This window comes from Actinoplanes lutulentus, assembly GCF_003259845.1.
In the GTDB taxonomy this organism is placed as follows: domain Bacteria; phylum Actinomycetota; class Actinomycetes; order Mycobacteriales; family Micromonosporaceae; genus Actinoplanes; species Actinoplanes lutulentus.
In genome coordinates this window covers 491416-505803 of sequence record NZ_QLMJ01000004.1, presented here as the reverse complement: position 1 = coordinate 505803, position 14388 = coordinate 491416, and the positions used below count along the sequence as shown (strand labels likewise).

At 69.7% G+C, this 14388-nt stretch carries 13 protein-coding genes; 11 read left to right on the top strand and 2 right to left on the bottom strand.

What is annotated here, in order from left to right; all coding sequences use genetic code 11:
• Window positions 1-14 precede the first annotated feature (14 nt).
• Window positions 15-1217, top strand: a complete 1203-nt coding sequence (gene hemW / locus B0I29_RS12690; RefSeq protein ID WP_111649100.1) for a radical SAM family heme chaperone HemW — start codon at window positions 15-17, stop codon at window positions 1215-1217.
• On the opposite strand, the gene B0I29_RS46640 is transcribed toward hemW, so the two are convergent.
• The gene (locus tag B0I29_RS46640; protein ID WP_221401759.1) at window positions 1210-1728 is read right to left on the bottom strand and encodes a DUF4870 domain-containing protein; all 519 of its coding nucleotides are present in this window, start codon (window positions 1726-1728) and stop codon (window positions 1210-1212) included. The two genes, hemW and B0I29_RS46640, sit on opposite strands and share 8 nt — an antisense overlap.
• 155 nt (window positions 1729-1883) lie before the next feature.
• Between B0I29_RS46640 and hrcA the strand changes: the two genes are divergently transcribed.
• The 3 genes from hrcA (at window position 1884) to B0I29_RS12670 (ending at window position 5126) form a co-directional block, all read left to right on the top strand.
• Complete coding sequence (gene hrcA / locus B0I29_RS12680; protein ID WP_111649099.1) at window positions 1884-2906, top strand: heat-inducible transcriptional repressor HrcA; 1023 nt, start codon at window positions 1884-1886, stop codon at window positions 2904-2906.
• 34 nt (window positions 2907-2940) lie between these two features.
• The gene (dnaJ, locus tag B0I29_RS12675; protein ID WP_111649098.1) at window positions 2941-4077 is read left to right on the top strand and encodes a molecular chaperone DnaJ; all 1137 of its coding nucleotides are present in this window, start codon (window positions 2941-2943) and stop codon (window positions 4075-4077) included.
• A gap of 314 nt (window positions 4078-4391) precedes the next feature.
• The gene (locus B0I29_RS12670; protein WP_111649097.1) at window positions 4392-5126 is read left to right on the top strand and encodes a 16S rRNA (uracil(1498)-N(3))-methyltransferase; all 735 of its coding nucleotides are present in this window, start codon (window positions 4392-4394) and stop codon (window positions 5124-5126) included.
• A gap of 310 nt (window positions 5127-5436) precedes the next feature.
• Here B0I29_RS12670 and B0I29_RS12665 read toward each other — a convergent pair whose 3' ends face one another.
• The gene (locus tag B0I29_RS12665; protein WP_111649096.1) at window positions 5437-7842 is read right to left on the bottom strand and encodes a beta-glucosidase family protein; all 2406 of its coding nucleotides are present in this window, start codon (window positions 7840-7842) and stop codon (window positions 5437-5439) included.
• A gap of 69 nt (window positions 7843-7911) precedes the next feature.
• Between B0I29_RS12665 and B0I29_RS12660 the strand changes: the two genes are divergently transcribed.
• The 7 genes from B0I29_RS12660 (at window position 7912) to era (ending at window position 14343) form a co-directional block, all read left to right on the top strand.
• On the top strand, window positions 7912-8259 hold the full coding sequence (locus B0I29_RS12660; protein ID WP_245972473.1) for an HIT domain-containing protein: 348 nt from the start codon (window positions 7912-7914) through the stop codon (window positions 8257-8259).
• Window positions 8256-9695, top strand: a complete 1440-nt coding sequence (locus tag B0I29_RS12655; protein ID WP_111649094.1) for a serine hydrolase domain-containing protein — start codon at window positions 8256-8258, stop codon at window positions 9693-9695. Before B0I29_RS12660 ends, B0I29_RS12655 begins: the two co-directional genes overlap by 4 nt.
• 116 nt (window positions 9696-9811) lie before the next feature.
• The gene (locus B0I29_RS12650) at window positions 9812-10888 is read left to right on the top strand and encodes a PhoH family protein (RefSeq protein WP_111649093.1); all 1077 of its coding nucleotides are present in this window, start codon (window positions 9812-9814) and stop codon (window positions 10886-10888) included.
• A 24-nt stretch (window positions 10889-10912) separates the two neighbouring features.
• Window positions 10913-11383, top strand: a complete 471-nt coding sequence (gene ybeY / locus B0I29_RS12645; RefSeq protein ID WP_111649092.1) for an rRNA maturation RNase YbeY — start codon at window positions 10913-10915, stop codon at window positions 11381-11383.
• Between the two features lie 2 nt (window positions 11384-11385).
• Complete coding sequence (locus B0I29_RS12640) at window positions 11386-12756, top strand: hemolysin family protein (RefSeq protein WP_111649091.1); 1371 nt, start codon at window positions 11386-11388, stop codon at window positions 12754-12756.
• Complete coding sequence (locus B0I29_RS12635) at window positions 12749-13129, top strand: cytidine deaminase (protein WP_111649090.1); 381 nt, start codon at window positions 12749-12751, stop codon at window positions 13127-13129. Before B0I29_RS12640 ends, B0I29_RS12635 begins: the two co-directional genes overlap by 8 nt.
• Before the next feature lie 293 nt (window positions 13130-13422).
• A complete protein-coding gene (gene era, locus B0I29_RS12630) occupies window positions 13423-14343 on the top strand; it encodes a GTPase Era (RefSeq protein ID WP_111649189.1) in 921 nt (306 codons plus the stop codon).
• The last annotated feature ends 45 nt before the right edge of the window (window positions 14344-14388 follow it).

Here is a 14388-nt window from a genome sequence, read left to right as displayed (position 1 = left end):
ACTACGCTTGACGGATGGCAGGCGCACTCCCCGATGGTGAACCCGTACCCACTGATGGCTCGCTTCCTGACGAAGCGACCCGGCACGTGGGTGAGAACGGGTTCGCCGTCTACGTCCACGTTCCGTTCTGTGCCAGCCGTTGCGGGTACTGCGACTTCAATACGTACACGGCCAGTGAGCTGGGCGGCGGTGCGAGCCGCGATGAGTACGCATCGACCGTGCTCCAGGAATTGGAACTGGCCGCGCGGGTGATCGAGCCCGGAAAACGGGTGGACACGGTCTTCGTCGGCGGGGGGACACCCACGCTGCTGCCTGCGGATGATCTCGGCCGGATTCTGGAGGGGATCGACAACACCTGGGGTCTGGCGGCAGATGCCGAGGTGACCACGGAGGCAAATCCGGAATCTGTCGATATTTCCTACTTGAAAACACTGCGCAACGCCGGCTTCACCCGCATCTCACTGGGCATGCAGTCCGCCGCGGAGAACGTTCTGCGCGTCCTCGACCGCAAACACACCGCCGGCCGCGCACCGCAGGCCGCTCTCGAAGCCCGTGACGCCGGGTTCGAGCACGTCAACCTCGACCTGATCTACGGAACGCCGGGGGAGAGCCCGGACGACTTCGCCCGGTCGCTGAACGCGGTCGTCGATGCCGGGGTCGACCACGTGAGCGCGTACGCCCTGATCGTCGAGGACGGCACCCGGATGGCGACCCGGATGCGCCGGGGTGAGCTGCCGTTCCCGGAGGACGACGTCGCCGCGGACCGTTATCTCGCGGCCGAGGCGGCGCTGACCGGTGCCGGCTTCGAGTGGTACGAAGTGTCCAACTGGGCGAAAAAGGGCGGGGAGTGCCGTCACAACCTGCTCTATTGGACCGGTGCCGATTGGTGGGGCCTCGGTCCGGGCGCGCACAGCCACGTCGGCGGGGTGCGGTGGTGGAACGTCAAGCATCCGTCCGCGTACGCGAAAAGGCTCGCCGCCGGCGAGTCGCCTGGCCTGGCCCGTGAGGTTCTCACCGACGAGGATCGGCACATGGAGGACGTGATGCTCCGCGTTCGTTTGCGGGAGGGCATCTCGCTGCGAGGTCTCAACAAGGACGCCGCGGCTCGCGCCCTTGCCGGTGGACTGCTCGACAAGGGCGCTTACGACCGGGGACAGCTGGTGCTGACGCTGCGGGGCCGGCTGCTCGCCGACGCCGTGATCAGAGACGTTATTTGATGATCGAGACGTTTAGCGGGTAACGGAACGGCTGCCCGTTGGTCGCCTTGATGCCCGCGATCAGCGGCACGATCCAGGCGATCAGCCAGGTGGCCAGGACCACGAGCCAGCCGATGAACACGCAGATCAGGATATATCCCACGATCGTCAGAACCGACCAGAGGATCTGGAAGTTCAGCGCCTGCACGGCCTCGGCGCGCACCTGCGGCGAGCGAGCGCCCTGCGAGAGCAGCGCGATGAGCGGCATGACCCAGCCGAGGGTGCCGCTGCTCAGGAACGCGACCAGCGCGCTGATGAAGTGGGTCAGCACGATCCAGGTGCGGTCCTCGCCGGCGCCCGGAGGCTGCTGGTAACCGCCGCCGCCGTACCCGTAACCCTGCGGCGGAGGCTGATATCCCTGCGGCGGGCCGTAACCGGGCGGGGGCGGCGGCTGATACCCAGGGGGTGGAGTCTGGGCGTAAGGGTCGTTATAGGGATCATTTCCCTCGGGAGGGCGCGGAGGCTCGGTCATATCTCCACGCTAAGGCTGGTGATCCACCTGGTTGTGCCCGCCCCGCCGCCCAAGATCTGAGAACGCTACGTACTTTCGATCATCGCGTTGCCGCCCCTGGCGACGTAGACTGGCACTCTGTCTGCGGGAGTGCCAAAAAGGGGGGAGGGGTCGTCTTGAGTCTCGACGACCGCAAGCTCGAGGTTCTCCGGGCGATCGTCCAGGACTACGTCGAGACGCATGAGCCGGTCGGCAGCAAGGCCCTGGTCGAGCGCCACCAGCTGGGCGTCTCCCCGGCGACCGTGCGCAACGACATGGCCGTCCTGGAGGAGGAGGGTTACATCCGGCAACCGCACACCAGTGCCGGCCGGGTGCCCACCGACGCGGGTTACCGCCTCTTCGTCGACCGCCTCACCCGGATAAAGCCGCTGACCCCCGCCGAGCGCCGGGCCATCGAGCGTTTCATGGTCGGTGTCGTCGACCTCGACGACGTCGTGCACCGCACGGTCCGGCTCCTCGCCCAGCTGACCCGCCAGGTCGCCGTGGTGCAATACCCGAGCCTCTCCCGGTCCTCGGTCCGCCACCTCGAGCTGGTGCCGATCTCCACGACCCGGCTCACCCTCGTGATGATCGCCGACACCGGCCGTGTCGAGCAGCGCCTCGTCGAGATGCCCGGCCCGATCGCTCCCGACGACGTCTGGGAGCTGCGCCGCCGGGTGAATGAGAAACTGGTCGGTCAGAAACTCGCCGACACCCCCCTCCTGGTGCAGAAACTCGTCGACGAGTCGGCTCCGGAGCGGCGCCCCGCGATGGCGTGTCTCGCCTCGGTGCTGCTTGAGACACTCGTCGAGCGCAGTGAGGAGCGCCTCGCCCTTGCCGGTACCGCCAATTTGACCCGCGGTGGTGTGCTGGACTTCCAGGGCACGCTGCGCCCCGTCCTCGAAGCCCTCGAGGAGGAGGTCATCCTGCTGAAACTGATCGGTGACCTGGAGCCGAGCACCACCCGGGTCCGGATCGGCGACGAGAACGAGATCGACAACCTCCGGTCGGCATCCGTGGTGAGCAGCGGTTACGGACCAGGTGCGACGATCGTTGGTGGGCTCGGTGTTCTGGGGCCCACCCGCATGGACTACCCGGGCACCATCGCTACTGTTCGTGCAGTGGCACGGTACGTTGGCGACCTGTTGGCACAGAATTGACGGATTCGCGCAGACATTGAGGACTCCAAACCCCGTGGCCAAGGACTACTACGGAATTCTCGGCGTGAGCCGGGAAGCCACCGACGACGAGATCAAGCGCGCCTACCGCAAACTGGCTCGGCAGTACCACCCCGATGTCAACCCGGACCCTGAGGCGCACGAGAAGTTCAAAGAGATCAACGCCGCTTACGAGGTCCTTTCGGACGATCAGAAGCGGCAGATCGTCGATCTCGGCGGCGACCCTCTCGCGCCCGGTGGTGGCGGCGCGCCCGGCCCCGGCGGAGCCGGACCTTTCGTCGGCTTCCAAGACATCATGGACGCGTTCTTCGGCACGGCGGCCGGCGGTGGCTCACGTGGGCCGCGCCCGCGTACCCGTCCCGGCGCCGACGCGATCCTGCGCCTCGAACTCGACCTGGTCGAGACCGCCTTCGGCGTCGAGGCGCCGATCACCGTCGACACCGCGGTCCTCTGCACCCAGTGCTCCGGCGCCGGCACCGCCCCCGGCACGCACCTCGCGACCTGCGACGTCTGCGCCGGCCGTGGCGAGGTCCAGTCGGTGCAGCGCACCTTCCTCGGCCAGGTCGTCTCGTCCCGCCCCTGCGCGAACTGCCAGGGCCACGGCACGACCATCCCGACGCCCTGCCCCACCTGCGCGGGCGACGGCCGGATAAGGACACGACGCTCCCTGACCGTCAAGATCCCGGCGGGCGTCGAGGACGGCATGCGCATCCGCCTGGCCCAGCAGGGCGAGGTCGGCCCCGGCGGCGGCACCGCCGGCGATCTCTACGTCGAGATCCACGAGCGCCCGCACGACGTCTACTCCCGCAAGGGCGACGACCTCCACTGCCGGGTGACGCTCCCGATGACCGCCGCAGCCCTCGGCACCCGGATGACCATCAAGACCCTCGACGGCGAAGAGAACATCGAGGTCAAGGCCGGCACTCAGCCCGGCAGCACGCTGCGCATCCGCACCAAGGGCGTACCGCATCTGCGCGGCCAGGGTCGCGGCGATCTCTTCGTGCACCTCGACGTCAAAACCCCGACGAAACTCACCGCCGACCAGGAGCGCATGCTCCGCGACTTCGCCAAGACCCGCGGCGAGGACATCGCGGAGCTCAGCAAGCAGGGCGGCTTCTTCTCGCGGATGCGAGACGCTTTCAACGGACATTAAAGTCAAATTCCGATGTCGCAGCGGGGCGATGGTGCAGACCGTCGCTCCCGCCGAGGGCCCGGCCCGGGTTCGCTGACGCTCCCCGGGCCGCGCGACCTGCGTGAGTGGTCACGCTCCTTTTCCTGTCACCCCCGTGGCAACGCCGGGTAGGCCGAACCGCCCCGGCTGCCCGCCCGAGCCCCGTGCCCCGTGCCCCGTGCCAGGCCGCGCTGCGCACCACCTCAGCCCCAGCCCGGCTCGCGCTCGTGGCTCCACATTTCGGGCGTTGGGCGACCGTGAGCGCTGGCTGGGGTGGGGTTCGGTAGCGTTCGGGGGTGTCCGCGCCTCTGTTTCTGGTCGAGAGCCTGCCCGCTGGAACGTCGTTCACCCTGGACGGACCGGAAGGGCACCACGCCGCCACCGTGCAGCGACTCCGGGCCGGTGAGACGCTGATCCTCGCCGACGGCCGGGGTGGCACCGCGAAAGCCGAGGTCAGCGCGGTCGGCAGGGGAACCGTCGACCTGCTGATCGGCGAACGCTCGACCGAACCGGCCGCTGACCCGCGTCTGGTCGTGGTCCAGGGGATCGCGAAAGGCGACCGCGGCGAACTGGCCGTCCAAGCGATGACCGAGGTCGGCGTCGACGAGATCGTGCCGTGGGCGGCTTCCCGATCGGTGGCGCAGTGGCGCGGCGACCGGGGATTCAAGGCTCGCGACAAGTGGGCGTCGACCGCCCGGGAGGCGGCCAAGCAGGCCCGGCGCTCCTGGCTCCCGTCGGTGGCCGGCGACCCGGACTGCTCGACAAAACAGGTAGCGGCCCGGATCGCCGACGCGGCGGCCGCGTTCGTGCTGCACGAGGAAGCGGCCGAGCGGCTGACCTCGGCACCACTTCCGGAGTCCGGCGAGATCATCCTGGTGGTAGGCCCCGAGGGCGGCATCAGCGACGCCGAAGTGGAGACGTTCCGCACGGCCGGCGCGATCCCGGTCCGCCTGGGCAACGCGGTACTGCGCACCTCAACAGCCGGCGTGGCAGCCCTCTCAGTCCTCTCCACCCGCCTAACCCGCTGGTAACCACACCACCGCCCACGCCCGTCGCATCGTGCGGTGATAACCGCCGCCGCCCGCCCGCCCCTGCCGCCCGCCCGCGATCTTGTGAGTTTTGGGTGGTCTGGGCGGTACAAGCTCACAAGATTGCGAAGGCGTGCGCGCTTGGCCGGCCGCCCGCCGGCGATCTTGTGACTTTGCGCCGCCCGAGCCGCCCAAACCTCACAAGATCGCGGAAGGGCGGGCAGGCGGCGGGGCGGGCGGCAGGGGTGGGCGCTGCGGCTGGCAGCTGCGGGCGGGTGGGCGACTGCGCGTGGGTGGCTGTGGGTGGGTGGGGTTAGCGGGTTAGGTGGGCTGTTAGGCGGGGGGCGTTGAGGGCTTGGGCGGCGGTCACCGTGTAGGTGCCGGGGATTGTGTGCCAGCCGTCGTTCCAGATCTGGAAAGCGCGCTCTGGCAGCGGCACCCGGACCGTGATCGTCTGGCCCGGTGCGGCCGTGACTGAGGCGAAGCCGGCCAGCCAGCGCTCCGGCCGCTCGATCGAGCCGTTGCCGTCGGTGGTGCCGTTGAAGCTCAGGTAGATCTGGACCACCTCGCGGCCGGGGCGCTCGCCCGTGTTCGTGATGGTCACGGTCGCCGAGTCCGAGGCGGCCGTCAGGTTCGCGTACCCGAAGGTGGTGTAACCGAGGCCGTGACCGAACGCGAAGAGTGGGCTGGCCGGTGAGCGCAACCAGGCGCGGTATCCGATGAAGATGTCCTCGTCGTAGGCGAGGGCGCCGTCCGTGACGCGGACATCGAGTACCGGGCAGTCCTCTTCGCGGCGCGGCCAGGTGGTGGGCAGGCGGCCGCCGGGTTCGGTGACGCCGAGGAGGACGTCGGCGAGGGCGGCGCCGGCCTCCTGGCCTCCGAACCAGGTGAGCAGGATCGCGGCGGCCTCGTCTGACCAGGGCAGCAGCACCGGGGAGCCGGCGTTGACGACGACGATGGTGCGCGGGTTCGCGGCGGCTACCCGGGAGACCAGCTCGTCCTGGCGGCCGGGCAGGGCCAGGCTCGTGCGGTCGAAGCCTTCGGACTCGACCTGTTCGGTGGTGCCGACCACGACGATCGCCACGTCCGAGCGGGCGGCGAGTTCGACGGCCTCGACGATCAGGCCTTCGTCGTCCGGGCCGGGGGCGCGGTAACCGAGCGTGGTGGCGACCGAGTGGGCCATGCCGGGTTCGAAGGTCTGCCGGAGCACCACCGGAACGGTCACGCCGGCTTCCAGGGTGATGGGGAAGCGCTGCTCACGCGGGTGCAGCAGCAGGTCGGCGCGGCCGGTGCCGGGCGGGTGCAGCGAACCCTTGTAGAGCAGGCTGTCGCCGGCGGTCAGTTCGAACGCGCCGAACCCGGAGATCGCGAGGATGTGCTCGCCGGACTCGGTGGGTGTCAGCGACGTGTGCAGGACCAGGCTGGTGGCCGTGGCGACGTCGAGGCCGCCGGGGAGGTCGCCGATCCAGCGTACGGTCGCGGTCTCGACACCGAAGTCGAAGCCGTCGCGGTCTTCGCCGTCGGAGCTGTTGAGGGCGAGGTGGAAAGTGCCCCACTGCGGGCCTTGAGCGGCGGGCAGAAACGGTCGTGGGTCGGCGCCGATCGCGTACGCCACATCGACGCCGGGCAGGTCCTTGCGGATGCCGTCCAGCGGCGAGATGACGTGCGGCGGGGTGACCTGGGCGCTGCCGCCGCCGAGCACCCGGGCGTCGGTGGCGAGCGCGCCGATCACCGCGACCCGGGTCAGGTCGACGGTGGACAGCGGGAGCACGCCGTCGTTGGTGGCCAGCACGAACGAGCGGGCCGCCACCTCGTGGGCGACCGCGGTACCGTCCTCGTCGAGCGGGATGTCGGCGATGGCGAAACCGTCCAGGGCGCCGGTCCGGGCGGCGAGCAGCAGCACCCGGCGCACCTTGTCGTCGATCACGTCCTCCGGCACCTCGCCGGCCCGGACCGCGGCGACCAGCGAGGCACCCCACGGGTTGTCCATGGCGGGCATCGCGATGTCCAGGCCGCCGTTCGCCGTGGGAACCGTCTCCCGGGCGGCCCGCCAGTCGGAGACGACCACCCCGTCGAAGCCCCACTCCCGCTTCAGGATCTCGTCCTGGATGACCCCGTTGGCGGCCATCGGCAGCCCGTTGACCCCGTTGTACGCGCTCATCACGCCCCAGCCGCCGGCCGCCACGACCCGCTCGAACGGCGCCAGGTAGACCTCACGCAGCGCACGCAGCGGAATCCGTACGTCCACGGTCATCCGGTCGGTCTCGAAGTCGTTGCCGACCAGGTGCTTCACCGTGGTGCCGACGCCGTGCGACTGGACGCCCGCCACGAACCCGGCCGCGATCTCGCCGGTGAGCAGCGGATCCTCCGAGTAGCACTCGAAGTGCCGTCCGCCGAGCGGGGTGCGGTGCAGGTTCACGGTCGGGCCGAGCAGCACGTGCACACCCTTGCGCCGGGACTCCTGGCCGAGCAGCCGGCCGGCTCGCTGCGCCAGAGCGGTGTCCCAGGTGGCGGCGAGCGCGGTCGGGCTGGGCAGGGCGATCGACGGGTCGTCCGGGGCGTACCCGGTGCCGCGTACGCCGACCGGGCCGTCGGACATCACCAGGGAGCGCAGGCCGATCCGGGGGATCGCGGGCAGCGACCAGAAGTCCTGCCCGGTCAGCAAGGACACCTTCTCCTCCAGGGTCAGTTGCCCGAGGAAATGATCGAGATCGGTCATGAGAGCGCTCCCAGCGTTAACGACATGGATCCGGCGACCATTCAATCCTCAACGCATAAGATCCGACAGGTGGAAAACTCCTGCCTCTTCTGCCGCATCGTGGCCGGCGAGATCCCGGCGACGGTCGTGCACCGCACCGAGACCACCCTCGCGTTCCGCGACATCGACCCGAAAGCGCCGACCCACGTGCTGGTGATCCCGGTCGCGCACCACGCCGACGTGATCGCGCTCGCCGCCGACCCGTCCGCCGCGGCCGACGTGCTCGCCACCGCGGCCGCCGTGGCCGAGAAGGAGGGGCTCACCGACGGCTTCCGGGTGATCTTCAACACCGGCGCACACGGCGGCCAGGAGGTCTTCCACGTGCACGCGCACTTGGTCGGCGGCGCGCCACTGGGCCCGATGCTGGCCGGCAAGTGAACACTCCGACTCCCCGGTACGAGCGAGCCGCCCGCAGGGCACAGTCCGACGGCCGCATCCCGGCGCTGTCGGTCGCGCTGCACCGCGCCGACCGGGAGCCGTGGGTCTTCACCGTCGGCGAGTCCGGCAACCCGGCGCATCCGCTCGGCCCGGACACCCGGTTCCGGATCGGCTCGGTCACCAAGACGTTCACCGCGGTGCTCGTTTTGCAGGCCCGGGACGAGGGGCTGCTCGATCTCGATCAGCCGGTGAACGCGTACCTGGACCTGCCGGCGCACGGTGACGCCACGCTGCGCCGGCTGCTGTCGCACACGGCCGGTTTCCAGCGTGAGCCGCACGGCGACGTCTGGGACACCCTGATCGCCCCGGACGCGGCGAAGCTCGTCGAGGAGCTGGACCGGGCCGAGCGGGTGCTGCCGAACGCGCGCCGGTTCCATTACTCCAACCTGGGGCTCGCGGTCCTCGGGCAGCTCGTGGCGAAGGTCCGCGGCGGCACCTGGGAGCAGATCGTCGCCGAGCGCATCCTGGTCCCGCTCGGCCTGGACGCCACCACGGTGGAGGCGCCGCCGCAGTCCGCCGTGGGTTACCTGGTGGACGCGTACTCGGATGCCGCCCGGCCTGAGCCGCCGGTGCCGCTCGGCGGTGTCGCGCCCGCCGCGCAGCTCTGGAGCACCGCCGCGGACATGGCGAAATGGGCCGCGTTCCTGACCAGCCCGGAGCTGGTCGACCCGGACGGCCGCGTGCTGAAGGCGACCACCCTCGACGAGATGCGCTGGCCGCTGACCACCACCGACGAGGCGCTGTGGGGCGCCGGGTTCGGCCTCGGCCTGATCCTGGTGCCCGAGGGCCGGCGGGTGATGCACGTCGGCCACGACGGCGCGATGCCCGGTTTCCTGGCTGGTGTCTACGGCCGCCGGGGTGGCGAGGGCAACCCGGGCGCGCTCGGCTGCGCGGTGCTGGGCTCCTCCGGAACAGCGGGACAGGTCAACGAGCTGGTCCACGAGCTGCTCCGGCTCGCCGTCGAGCTGGACCCGGCCGAGATCCGGCCGTGGCGGATCGCGGCACCCGCGCCCAAGGCGTACCGATCGGTGCTCGGCCACTGGTGGAGCGAGGGTTCCGAGTTTGTTTTCGCGTGGCATGACGGGCAGCTTCAGGCCCGGCTCGCGGAGGCGCCCGCGGACCGGCCGCCGGCGGTGTTCGCTCCGCTGCCCGGTAAGGAGAGCGCACTGCCCGGCCAGGACGACGTTTTGCGTACGGTCTCCGGCCGGGAGTCCGGTGAGCTGCTGCGACTGACCCGCGACGAGCACGGCGAGGTGGTCCGGATGCACTGGGCCACGTACCGGTTCCGGCGGTTCCAGGACGGCTTCGACGGCGGTCCGGCGTCGTCCGGACCGGAGCCTTACCGGGCGGGTGACCCGCCAGCGGGGCGGCGATAATGGCATCGGCGGGGGAGCGGGCGAGCGGATAGGATGGCACGATCCTCGAGCAAGCCGCCCTCAGCCGGGCGACACGGAGAAAGAGAGCAGGTGGCGGAGGCCCACTGGGCCAGCCTATGACCGGAACGCCGAACCCTTCCAGCACTGGCTCGTCCAGCCCGGTGCGGGTGCAGACCAAGATCTCGGTGAGCGATCCGAAGATCATGGTGAACCTGCTCGGCCCCGGGGACGAGATCCTCCGTCTCATCGAGCGGTCCGTCGCCAGCGACGTGCATGTTCGCGGCAACGAGATCACGATCACCGGGGAGCCCGCCGACAACGCCACGGCGGAGCGGCTCTTCGCGGAGCTCGTCGAGCTCATCGAGAAAGGCGAGACGCTCAGCGTCGACGCCGTTCGCCGCACCCTCGCGATGCTCGAGGCCAACACCTCGGAGCGTCCCGCCGAGGTGCTCACCCTCAACATCCTGTCCCGGCGCGGGCGCACCATCAGGCCCAAGACGCTGGGCCAGAAAAAGTACGTCGACGCCATCGACGAGAACACCATCGTCTTCGGGATCGGCCCGGCCGGTACCGGTAAGACGTACCTCGCCATGGCGAAAGCCGTGCAGGCTCTCCAGGCCAAGGAGGTCAGCCGGATCATCCTGACCCGGCCGGCCGTCGAGGCCGGTGAGCGGCTCGGCTTCCTGCCCGGCACGCTGACCGAGAAGATCGACCCTTATCTGCGTCCGCTCTATGACGCCTTGCACGACATGCTCGACCCGGAATCCATCCCGCGGCTGATGGCCGCCGGGACGATCGAGGTCGCGCCTCTGGCGTACATGCGGGGCCGCACGCTCAACAACGCGTTCATCATTCTCGACGAGGCGCAGAACACGACGCCCGAGCAGATGAAGATGTTCCTGACCCGGCTCGGTTTCGGTGCCAAGATCGTGGTGACCGGCGACGTCACCCAGGTCGACCTGCCGGGCGGCACGAGCAGCGGTCTCAAGGTCGTGCGGGACATCCTGCGCGGCGTCGAGGACGTGCACTTCTCGGAGCTCTCCAGCTCCGACGTGGTGCGCCACCGTCTGGTCGCGGAGATCGTCGACGCGTACGCGCGTTTCGATGCCGAGCAGGAGCAACAGGCCGCACAATCCGTCCACGCCGTGCCGGGCAGGACCGCCACCGGCGGTCGCACCGGGCACCGGCGCTGATTTCCAAGGGGTAATCGCACCGCTATGTCCATCGAGATCGCCAACGAGTCGGGAGTCGAGGTCGACACCGACGCGATCCTCGCGGTTGCCCGGCACGCCCTGGACGAGATGGGTGTCAACCCACTCGCCGAGCTGTCGATCCTCCTGGTCGACATCGACTACATGGCCGAGCTCAACCATCGCTGGATGGGGAGCGACGGTCCCACCGACGTGCTCGCCTTCCCGATGGACGAGGGCAGCGTCGACCACGGCCCCGGCGAGTCCGGGGTCGGTGAGCCGGCGCTGCTCGGCGACATCGTGCTGGCGCCCGAGGTGGCCGCGAAACAGGCCGCCGTCGCCGGCCACTCCGCCGCGGACGAGCTGCACCTGCTCACCGTGCACGGGGTGCTGCACCTGCTCGGTTACGACCACGCCGAGCCGGATGAGGAGCGCGAGATGTTCGCTCTGCAGAACAAGCTTCTGCAGAGCTGGCGCACCACACGTAAGGCCGGCTGACCATGGAGCCCGCCTCCGGACTGGCAGCGTCCGCCTCAGCGGGCCTGCCGGACCTGCAATTGATCATTTGTGCGGTGGCGCTGGTGCTGCTGGCCGGCCTGGCGTCGATGACCGACGCCGCGCTGGCCATGGTCAGCCAGGCCCGTGCCGCGGAGCTGGCCCGGGAAGGCCGGCGGGGCGCGACCGCGCTGGCCGCCGTCGCCTCCGACGTGGTCCGTTACGTCAACCTGCTCCTGCTGCTCCGCCTGCTCTGCGAGCTCACCGCGACGACGCTGGTGGCGCTCGTGGCGGTGGACACCTGGGGTGTCGGCTGGCAGGCGGCACTTGTCGCGGCCGGCACGATGACGCTGGTCAGCTTCGTGGTGATCGGGGTCGCGCCGCGGACCGTGGGGCGCCAGCACGCGTACGCGGTGGGGCTGGCGACGGCTCCGCTGGTGCGCTGGCTCGGCAAGGTGCTCAACCCGCTCGCTCAGCTGCTGATCCTGATCGGCAACGCGGTGACCCCGGGGAAGGGCTTCCCGGAGGGCCCGTTCGGCAGCCAGGTCGAGCTGCGTGAGCTGGTCGACCTGGCCGAGCAACGTGGCGTCGTGGAGCACGGCGAGCGCGAAATGATCCACTCGGTCTTCGCGCTCGGTGACACGATCGCCCGCGAGGTGATGGTTCCGCGTACCGAAATGGTGTGGATCGAGGCGCCGAAAACGCTGCAGCAGGCGCTCTTCCTCTTCCTGCGCTCCGGGTTCTCCCGGATCCCGGTGATCGGCGAGAGCGTCGACGACGTGCTGGGTGTGCTCTATCTGAAAGACGTGATCCGCCGCACACAGAACGGCGACCCGGCGGCGGCCGCTCAGGCCGTGGCGGACGCGATGCGCCCGGCCACGTTCGTGCCCGAGTCGAAACCGGTCGACGACCTGCTCTCCGAGATGCAGGCGGCACGCACCCACCTGGTGATCGTCGTGGACGAGTACGGTGGCACAGCCGGCCTGGTCACCATCGAGGACATCCTCGAGGAGATCGTCGGCGAGATCACCGATGAGTACGACGTGGAACGCCCGCCCATCGAGCACCTCGAGGACGGCGCGGTGCGGGTTGCCGCACGCCTGCCGATCGAGGACCTGGGCGACATCTTCGGGGTGGAATTGCCCACCGACGAGGTGGAGACGGTCGGTGGCCTGCTCGCGCAGACGCTGGGCCGGGTTCCGATTCCGGGCGCCGCCGTCGACGTGGGTGGGCTTCACCTGATCGCCGAGGGCACCACCGGCCGCCGGAACCGGATCGACTCGGTGCTGGTGTGCCGGGTGGGACCGGGGCCGTCCGCCGAGAAGAACGACGAGAACGTCACTGAGACAGAGGAAAGACAACCAGCAGATGCCTGAGCAGACCTTCGCCGCCGCACCCGTGCCCGGCACCGATGGCACTCCGCTGAGTGCCGAGGACGCCAAATTGGTCACCCTGGCGCGCAGCGCGCGCGCCCGGGTGGGCGCGGTCGAGGGCGCATCGGTACGCGACCAGGATGGTCGCACCTACGCGGCTGCCACGGTCGTGCTGCCCAGCCTCGCCCTGACCGCCCTTCAACTGGCCGTGGCGCAGGCGGTGGCTTCCGGTGCTACCCGGCTGGAGGCGGCCGCCGTGGTGACCGAGGCGTCGGCGCTGGACGGCTCCGGCCACGCCGCCGTGCGTGACCTGGCCGCCGACGCGCCGATCCACGTCGCCGGCACCAACGGCTCCCTGCTCGGCACGGTCCTCTGATGGCCGAGGAGAAGAGCGAGCGCCGTCTGACCGAGGGTGAGCGCCGGCTGAGCCCGGGCGAGCGCAACGCGCGCCGCCGTCAGGAACGCCAGGCCGCGAAACGCCTGGAGCAGAGCGGTGGCCAGCCGGCCGGCGGCTCCGGTCAGAAACCGGCCACTGGGCAGAAGCCCGCAGGACCTCGGTTCGGCGCAGGCAAGGGCGGCGCGCAGCCGGGCTCGACCAGGAAACCCCGGGCTCGCAAGGCACAGGCGGCCGCCGCGGAGACGCGTACCGAAAGCTCTTATTCGCAGAAGGTGCACCGGCACAAGGCCGCCAGTTCCGATAAGCAGACCGATGGGGTTTATCGTGCTGGTTTCGCCTGTTTCGTCGGGCGACCCAACGCGGGCAAGTCGACGCTGACGAACGCGATCATCGGTCAGAAGATCGCGATCACGTCGAACAAGCCGCAGACCACCCGGCACATCATCCGCGGCATCCTGCACCGGCCGGACTCGCAGCTCGTGCTGGTGGACACGCCGGGTCTGCACCGGCCGCGCACGCTGCTCGGCGAGCGTCTCAACGACCTGGTCCGCGAGACGTGGAGCGAGGTCGACGTGATCGGGATCTGTTTCCCGGCGGACGAGCCGGTGGGTCGCGGCGACCGATTCATCTCCTCGGAGATGAACGACCTCAAGGCCACCGTGATCGCGGTGGTGACCAAGGTCGACCTGGTCAGCCCGCAGCTGCTGGCCGAGCGGCTGCTCGCGGTCTCGAAGCTGTACGAGTTCGCGGCGATCGTCCCGGTCAGCGCGGTCTCCGGGCACCAGGTGGAGCTGCTCACCGACGCGATGGTCAAGTACCTTCCGGAGTCGCCGCAGCTCTACCCGGACGACGTCCTGACCGAGGAGCCGGAACAGGTCCTGATCGCCGAGCTGATCCGCGAGGCGGCGCTGGAGGGTGTGCGCGACGAGCTGCCGCACTCGATCGCCGTCCTCGTCGAGGAGATGCAGGTCGAGGGGAAGCTCACGAAGATCTACGCGGATCTGTACGTGGAGCGGTCCAGCCAGAAGTCGATCGTGATCGGGAGCAAGGGCGAGCGGCTCAAGCAGGTCGGTTCCCAGGCCCGGGTTCAGATCGAAGAGCTTCTGGGTACGAAGGTTTATCTGGATCTTCACGTCCGGGTCGCCAAGGAGTGGCAGCGCGATCCGAAGCAGCTCCGTAAGCTGGGCTTTTAGATCGATACGTAGACATTCTCTGACTATGGGATAATTCACCGGGAT